The sequence below is a fragment of the Methylocaldum sp. genome, from assembly GCF_039794385.1.
In the GTDB taxonomy this organism is placed as follows: Bacteria; Pseudomonadota; Gammaproteobacteria; order Methylococcales; family Methylococcaceae; genus Methylocaldum.
In genome coordinates this window covers 1-7,389 of the sequence record NZ_JBDIVO010000241.1, presented here as the reverse complement: position 1 = coordinate 7,389, position 7,389 = coordinate 1, and the positions used below count along the sequence as shown (strand labels likewise).

General features: G+C 61.3%; 6 protein-coding genes. 1 reads left to right on the top strand and 5 read right to left on the bottom strand.

Going from position 1 to position 7,389, the window contains the following annotated elements:
• The first annotated feature begins 104 nt into the window (after positions 1–104).
• Entirely contained in the window at positions 105–1,019 is a 915-nt protein-coding gene (locus ABJK70_RS17465; protein ID WP_347258607.1) for a dihydrodipicolinate synthase family protein, read from the top strand.
• 113 nt (positions 1,020–1,132) lie between these two features.
• Here ABJK70_RS17465 and ABJK70_RS17460 read toward each other — a convergent pair whose 3' ends face one another.
• From ABJK70_RS17460 to ABJK70_RS17440, 5 genes are all read right to left on the bottom strand, one after another.
• Positions 1,133–2,671 (bottom strand): cytochrome B6, encoded by a 1,539-nt coding sequence (locus ABJK70_RS17460; RefSeq protein ID WP_240506862.1) that lies wholly within the window; start codon positions 2,669–2,671, stop codon positions 1,133–1,135.
• Positions 2,672–2,974: 303 nt separating this feature from the next.
• On the bottom strand, positions 2,975–4,342 hold the full coding sequence (locus tag ABJK70_RS17455; protein ID WP_347258606.1) for an NAD(P)/FAD-dependent oxidoreductase: 1,368 nt from the start codon (positions 4,340–4,342) through the stop codon (positions 2,975–2,977).
• A complete protein-coding gene (gene kynU / locus ABJK70_RS17450) occupies positions 4,332–5,603 on the bottom strand; it encodes a kynureninase (RefSeq protein WP_347258605.1) in 1,272 nt (423 codons plus the stop codon). Before kynU ends, ABJK70_RS17455 begins: the two co-directional genes overlap by 11 nt.
• Positions 5,600–6,418 carry a cyclase family protein gene (locus tag ABJK70_RS17445; protein ID WP_347258604.1) on the bottom strand — a complete coding sequence of 273 codons (819 nt, stop codon included), beginning with the start codon at positions 6,416–6,418 and terminating at the stop codon, positions 5,600–5,602. The genes kynU and ABJK70_RS17445 overlap by 4 nt, the downstream gene beginning before the upstream one ends.
• A partial coding sequence (locus ABJK70_RS17440) for an amidohydrolase family protein (RefSeq protein WP_347258603.1) occupies positions 6,415–7,389 on the bottom strand: 975 nt, incomplete at its 5' end. The genes ABJK70_RS17440 and ABJK70_RS17445, both read right to left, overlap by 4 nt.

The following is a 7,389-nucleotide window of genomic DNA, read 5'->3' as shown; positions in this document are numbered from 1 at the left end:
GCTTTCGTTGATGAGTCGTCTGCCCGAAGCGAAAGCGAATGTGAGGCGATCGCGATGTAGTGAACATGGGCGCGCCCCCACCAGGATTCGAGGAGGACTTCACCATGACGGAACCCGCTCCCATACGCGGACTTTGGTGTGCAACGCTGACGCCGCTCGGCCGGGACGGCGGCGTGGATCATGCGAGACTCGCCGCACTGGTGCGGGAACTGCTCGCGAAAGGCGTAGCCGGTATCGTGCCGTTCGGCACGACCGGCGAAGGTCCCTCCTTCTCGGTGGCCGAGCGCTGCGAGGGGCTTGACGCGCTGCTGGCTACCGGCATCGCGCCAGACCGTCTGCTCGCCGCCACCGGATGCACCGCACTCTCCGACACCGTGGCGCTGACCCGGCACGCGCTGAAAACCGGCTGCCCGCGCTGCCTGATCCTTCCGCCGTTCTTCTGGAAAAATTTGACCGACGAGGCTGTGTTCCGTTACTACTCGATGCTGATCGATACGGTGGGCGATACGCATCTGCGCGTTTATCTGTATCACATCCCGCAACTCTCGGCCGTGCCGATCCGGCCGGAGGTCGTCGCCCGGCTGGCGGCCGCTTATCCCGGCATCATTGCGGGGGTGAAGGACAGCGGCGGCGATTTCGATCATACCGCCGGGCTGTTGAAACGCGTGCCTCAGCTTTCGATCCTGGTCGGCCACGAATCGCATCTGCCGCGTCTGATGCGCGCCGGCGGAGCCGGAACCATCTGCGGCATCGCGAACCTCTTTCCGGACCTTATCGCGGCACTGCTCAAGCCGGACGTGCCGCCGGACGACGAAACGCGAGTCCGTATGTTCCTGGACATCGTCCTGCGCTACCCTTTCGTTCCCGCATTCAAGGCGATTCGCGCCGCGCAGACGGGCGATCCCGCCTGGCTTGCGCCCCGGCCGCCGCTATTGCCGCTCGCCGCAGACGAACAGACAACACTGCTCGCCGCGCTTCACAGCGCCGGCTTCGGCATTGTGCCGGAGAGAAGCCAATGATGACCTAAGATTCGCTGGCTCCCAAGTTCCTACTTGGGAGCCTCTCGCTTTGGGTTCCCAAACAGGAGTTTGGGAACCAATCTAAACTTCAAGCGCTTGGAAAAAGGCGATTTTTACAGCGCCCGCATGAACGCCGCCAGGTCCGACTTTTCCTGCGTGTTCAATTTGAGCCCCAGCACCAGGTTGAAAAACTCCACCGTGTCCTCCAGGGTCAGGCAGCGCCCGTCGTGCATGTAGGGCGGGCTGTCCTTGATGCCGCGCAGGGTGAACGTTTTCATCGGTCCCGGAGGCGCCTCATTGACGAAGCGTTCGAGGCGAAGATCGTGCATGCGGTCATCGAGATAGACGGGCGGCACATGGCATTCGGCGCATTTGCCCTTGCCGAAAAACACTTCCTCGCCGCGGCGCTCGGCTTCGGTGGCCTTGGCGGGGTCGAGCCTGGCGGTGGCAACGTCGAGCTTGGGCGCCGGCGGGAAGTCGAACATGTTCTGCATCTGCGCCATGTGCGAAACCTGCACCCGATCGAACTGGGTAAAACCTTTCTTCATGGCGTGGATGGGATCGCCGTTGAAATAGGCGGTGCGGAATTCGAATTCGGTGAAGTCCTCGACCGAGCGGAGACTCCGCTTGGAACCATGCAGTTGTTGATTGAACACGCCGCGCAGGCTGACCGTGTCGAGGCGGAGGCGCCGCTCTTGCGGCCGGTTGTCCGGATTGAGGTGGAATTGTCCGGTCGTATGGCCGTTGATATGGCAATCGAGGCAGGTGACGCCTAGGCTCGGCTGTTCGCTTTTCCGGTCGTCGGTGGGATTGAATTCTTCCTGGGGAAACGGCGTAAGCAGCAGGCGCAGGCCGTCGAGCTGAACGGGCGTCAGCAGGTCCTTGAAAAGCGCATAGTAATTGTTGATCGAGACGACCTCGCCCCGGGATACGTCACCCAGTTCCGGCCGGTTTTGCAGGAACATGGCGGGCGGGAACTCCGGCAGAAAGGCGTCCGGCAGATCGAATTCCACATCGAAGCGCTCCAGCCGCGGGAACATCTCGATCTGCATTTTCGGGAAGACCTGGCCGCCGGTGGCTTGCTTCGGATGCGGCAGGGCGGGATAAGGGAAGAGTCCCTTTTCGCGAATCTCCTCGGGCGTCATCGCGGCCAGCGTGTCCCAGGTCATGCCGTTGCGCAGCCGCGCGGTGGGACCTACCGGAATGGGTTTACCCCGCGACATTTTCGCCTCTCGATGGAGTCTTGGGGTCAGATCATAGCGGCTTTCCAGCAGTTTTCGCTGATCGGCGGTGATCTTGGGCTTGGCCGCCTTGTCCTCCTGCATGATCTCCTCGAAAGTCTGCATGGGCCTCTTGGCATTGAGGGGATCGCGGTAGAAATCGAAGCCCAGCACCTTGCCCTGATCGGGCTGGCCGCCAAAGGCGTTCGAGGAAGGCTGGGCATGGGGGGCGCGGAAAGCGCCAGAGCGATCATGCTCGGATTTCTGCGACTCCGGCCGTGAAGAGGGAGCGGCTCTCGGCGTTTGCGCCTCGGCAACGGCATCCAACGGCTTGCCGTTGGTCTGAGCGGCCGCTACGGCCACGGGAAAAACAAAGCCGCCGAGGAACCAACGGGCAGCGCTGCTAGAAATCGCCTTGTTCCGGAATCGCATAACACCTCCTTGCGAGCCATCTATCGGAGATAAATCGGATCGGGGTAGTTCTAGATTTGAATTGCCGATCAATCCATTGGTTCCGGATACCTACTGCTCTTTCGGCGGTTGACGGAAACCGGAATGTCGTAGGGCGGGTTAGGCGCACGCCGGCATCCGCTGGCCGCTGATCACCATGCTTTCCGTGCGCCGTAACCCGCCGGACCAATGCTCGATGGTCGTGCCGCTCGCTTCGGTGGGTGGCCGCCAGCCTCGCTGGGTGATGTGCGGGTAGTGCGGAGCGCACTGATGCCCCGCCCGCCATCAAGACCGCGATGGCATTGCGGCCAAGGGCTGCAAGCTTTCCGTGACGAGCCGGTCGGCCAGGTCGAGGTCTACGTCGTCTACCCGGTTTATGGATTCCGACAAACGCTCGATGATGCCGGACTGGACGTCGCCGCGTTCTTTGGCGACGGCATAGGGAATGCGGTGAAACATGACCATGGCGTAGCGCGGGATGAATCTCGCCGGGTGGCGCTCTTCGAGCAGCCATTCGATGTGCTTCCGCAAGTGAAACTTGGGGTCACGGACGGAATCGCGCATCTCGATATAGTTTTCCAGCGCCATGTCGGCGATGGCCTCGGCGTTCGGCTTTCTCTGGGCTTCGAAGTTTCGGTAAAGGCTTTCGAAGTTATCGTGTTCATCGAGCAACCGGTCGAGAACGACGCAATCCTCGAAGGCGCAGTTCATCCCTTGCCCGTGAAAGGGAACCACCGCGTGGGCGGCATCGCCCAGAATCAGCGCCTGATCGCCGACATGCCAGGGAAAGCAGCGAATCGTGCCCAAGGTCCCGGTGGGATGGTTCAGAAAATCGTGAACCGGGTCGGACATCAGGGGAAGCACGTCGGGAAACTCGGTTTCCAGGAAATGCAGGATGGCGCCCTCGTCGCTGAGCGTCCGGAAGCTCTCGAGGCCCGAATGGGGCAGGAACAAGGTGGCGGTAAAACTGCCGTCCCGATTGGGCAGGGCGATCAGCATGAAGCCGCCGCGCGGCCAGATGTGCAGGGCGTTCTTTTCCAGCCTGAAAGCGCCTTCGGGTCCTGGCGGGATGGCCAGCTCCTTGTAGCCGTGCGGCAGGTGCTCGTCTCGGCAGTCGATGCCTTTCTGTACGATCATGGCCTGGCGCACCGCGGAACCCGCGCCGTCGGTGCCGATCAGCGTATCGAAAGGCAGAATGCGCTGGTTATCGTCGTCTTCACGCCGGAGCAGCAGATGCCGGTTTTCGAAATCCAGTCCTTCGCACTTTTCACCGAAAAAAAGCTCGGCCCCGGCGGCTTCGGCCCCATCGAGCAGGATCTTGTTGAGCGCGGCCCTTTCCACCGAATAATGAACGGCGGATTCGTCCCTGCCATAGGGCTGATAGAGCAGCTTTCCGTCCCTGTCGTGGATCATGCGGCCGGGCATGGCGACCAGATGTTTTTCGATATTCCGGTATAGCCCGACTTCCTTCAGGGCATGGATGCCGCGGGTGGACAGCGAGAGGTTGATCGACCGCCCCGCCGGAATTTGGTGTTTGCGCATGTCCGGCAAGCGCTCGAAGACCCGGACGGAAAACCGCCGGCGGGCCAGGAATATGGCGAGGAGGCATCCGGCGAGCCCTCCGCCGATCAGGGTGATAACTTTAGTCCGCATGTTCGATCACTCCCTTGAGCCGCTCCACGAAATCGAAGATTTCGATGTAGCGGTTGTAAAACGGGACCGGCGCCACGCGGATCACGTCAGGCTCCCGCCAGTCGCAAACGATCCCGGAAGCGCTCAGCTTTTCGAACACCCGCTTGCCGTCCTTCAATCTGAGCGAAAGCTGGCACCCCCGCTCGGCGGGCTCGGTCGGCGTGAGGATGGCGATCTCGTCGTCGAAGCGTTCCTTGAGCAGGTGTTCCAGATAACCGGTCAACGATTCCGACTTGGTCCGCAGCGCCGTCATTCCGGCTTGATCGAACAGATCCAGGGACGCAAGCAGGGGCGCCAGGGAGAGAACGGGCGGATTGCTGAGCTGCCAGCCTTCGGCCCCGGGCAAGGGACTGAACCTCGGCGGCATGACGAACCGGGTGGATTTGTCATGCCCCCACCAGCCGGCGAAGCGGGGAAGATCGAAGCGTTCGGCATGCCGCTCGTGGACGAAACAGCCCGCGACGGCTCCGGGTCCCGCGTTCAGGTATTTGTAGGAACACCAGACGGCGAAGTCCGCGTTCCAGTCGTGGAGTTTTAAGACCAGATTGCCCACGGCATGGGCCAAGTCGAACCCGACCACGCAGCCTTTCTCGTGCCCCGCTCCAGCGATTTCGTCCATGGCGAAGGCTTGGCCCGTGTAGAACTGAACGCCCGGCCACAGGATCAGCGCGATGCCGTCTCCTTCCCGTTCGATGAGCTCCAATATGTCCTCCGTGCGAAGAGTCACTTCGCCCGGACGGGACCTGGCTTCGATCAGCGACTCTTCCGGGTCGAAGCCGTGAAAGGCGATTTGGGAAGCCATGGTGTAGCGGTCCGACGGGAAAGCGTGTTCCTCGATCAGGATCTTATGGCGCTCCGGCGTCGGACGGTAAAAGCTCACCATCAGGAGATGAAGGTTGACCGTCAGGGAGTTCATCGCCGCCACTTCGACGGGCAGGGCTCCGACCAACCGGGACAGTTTCTCCGTCGCGAACTCGTGATAAGGCAGCCAGGGATGATCTCCCTCGAAGTGTCCCCGCACTCCCATCCGCGCCCACGCGGCCAGCACCTCCTCCACGTAGCGCCGCGCCGATTTCGGCTGAAGTCCCAGAGAATTGCCGCAAAAATAAATCTCTTCCGAGCCATCTTCCCGCTTCGGGATGTGAAAGTCGCTTCGGTACGAACCAAGAATATCCGCTCGGTCCAGCGCCTCGGCGAGAGATCGGTGCGCTTCGAACCTCATGGAACCTCCACGGGAAAGATCAGCGGCCGGCTGGGTGCCGCATCGCCGCGGAAAGGCGCGATTTGAAGATTGAGCAGGTAATAACCGTCCCGAATGTCGTCGCCCACGAAGATGAGTTCGGTAATCGTTCGAAAAGGCGCTTTGCAGCGATTCAAATCGTGGGCGTCGGGCGGCAGCTCCCAGAAAAGGCGGTGATTCGACAGCCTGCCCTCGTCTTCCATGCGGTCGACGGACGGAACATCAACCAAAAGATGTTCCACGCCCTCGCGGACGATTTCCGTCATCGATTCATTGGAAAAATAAGGCGCCGTGACGTACCCCCGTGTTCTCTTGGACGGTGAATTGAGCAGCGAGCGTATGACGAGTGCTTGGTGAAAATCCTCGTCGTCCAGCGTTCTTAACTTTTCGACTAGCGCCCTCCGGGTAATGAGCGCATCGCCTTCCGCTTTGCCGGGGATATAACTTTCCGGGCAATCCATGCCTTTTTCCGGCTTCACGGAAATCAGGGTGGCAGGAATCCAGGCATCCTTCAGAAATGCCGTTACCGATACGTCCTGATCCACGATATGGCCCACGCATTCGGTATGGGTGCCGTGGCAATGGGGGATGAAACGGTATTCCCTCACATTGCAGCTGCCGCCGCGCCGGGTGTCGCCGACGAACCAGGCGTTTTCCACCGTTTGCACGCCGGCGGGCGGTACCCCGAAGGCGCTGAGTCCTCGGACATCAAAATCGACAGGGATGGACAGGTCGAAATGGTTTGCCGAGTCGATACGGAAGGTCCGTGGTCCGATATGGACATCAACGGCGGTCATGCGAAGGATTCCGCTGTGAGACCGAGCCATTCCAGGGCAGTGCCGTGAAACAGCCGCGCCTTGGTCGATTGCGGCAGCGCCATCTCGGCTATCATCCTGCCGGGCCGGTTTTCGCCGAGCGGGAACGGATAGTCTGAGCCGAGGGCGATCGAGTTCGCGCCCAAAAGATCGATCAGGCAACTCAGGAGGCGTGGATCGTTAACGCATGAATCCACATAGAAGCGCCCCAGGTATTCGGCAGGCTCCACGGCATTGTCCACGGCGCAAAGATCGGGGCGCACCTCGAATCCGTGCTGAACACGGCCGAAAGTACCCGGGAACGCCCCGCCGCCGTGGGCAAACGCGACACGAAGCCGGGGAAATCGCTCGAAGACGCCGCCGAAAATCATCGAGCAGATGGCCAGGGCGGTTTCCGCGGGCATGCCGACCAGCCAGCTCAGCCAGTATTTCTTCATCCGCTCGGTGGCGAGAACGTCCCAAGGGTGGACGAAGAGGGCCGCTCCCAAATCTTCCGCTGCCTCGTAGACAGGGAAGAAAAGCGTCTCGTTCAGGTTGAAGCCGTTGACGTGGGTGCCGATTTCGACGCCCGCCAGCTTCAGATCGCGGACGCAACGCTCCAGCTCCCCGACCGCGAGTTTCGGCGCCTGCATGGGCAGAGTGCCCAGCCCGACAAAGCGCTTGGGGAACTCGGCGACGACGCCGGCGATGTGATCGTTCAGCAGTTTAGAGAGATCGAGTGTGTGCTCCGGTTTCGCCCAGTAAGAGAACATGACCGGCACGGTGGAAAGCACCTGAACCTGCACGCCGAATTCATCGTAGTCCTTGAGCCGGGTCCCGGCATCCCAGCAGTTGCTCCTGATTTCCCGGAAGCATTCGCCGTTCCTGAGCATGCGGGCGCAGCCCGGCCGGTGATGATCGAGCTGAATAAACCCGCCATAGCCATACCGCTCCCGAAGATCGGGCCAGTTCTT

Coding starts and splice junctions, on each gene's coding strand:
- kynU (WP_347258605.1), bottom strand. CDS start 5,603: ATGAGGTTCGAAGCGCACCGATCTCTCGCCGAGGCGCTGGACCGAGCG.
- ABJK70_RS17455 (WP_347258606.1), bottom strand. CDS start 4,342: ATGCGGACTAAAGTTATCACCCTGATCGGCGGAGGGCTCGCCGGATGC.
- ABJK70_RS17445 (WP_347258604.1), bottom strand. CDS start 6,418: ATGACCGCCGTTGATGTCCATATCGGACCACGGACCTTCCGTATCGAC.
- ABJK70_RS17465 (WP_347258607.1), top strand. CDS start 105: ATGACGGAACCCGCTCCCATACGCGGACTTTGGTGTGCAACGCTGACG.
- ABJK70_RS17460 (WP_240506862.1), bottom strand. CDS start 2,671: ATGCGATTCCGGAACAAGGCGATTTCTAGCAGCGCTGCCCGTTGGTTC.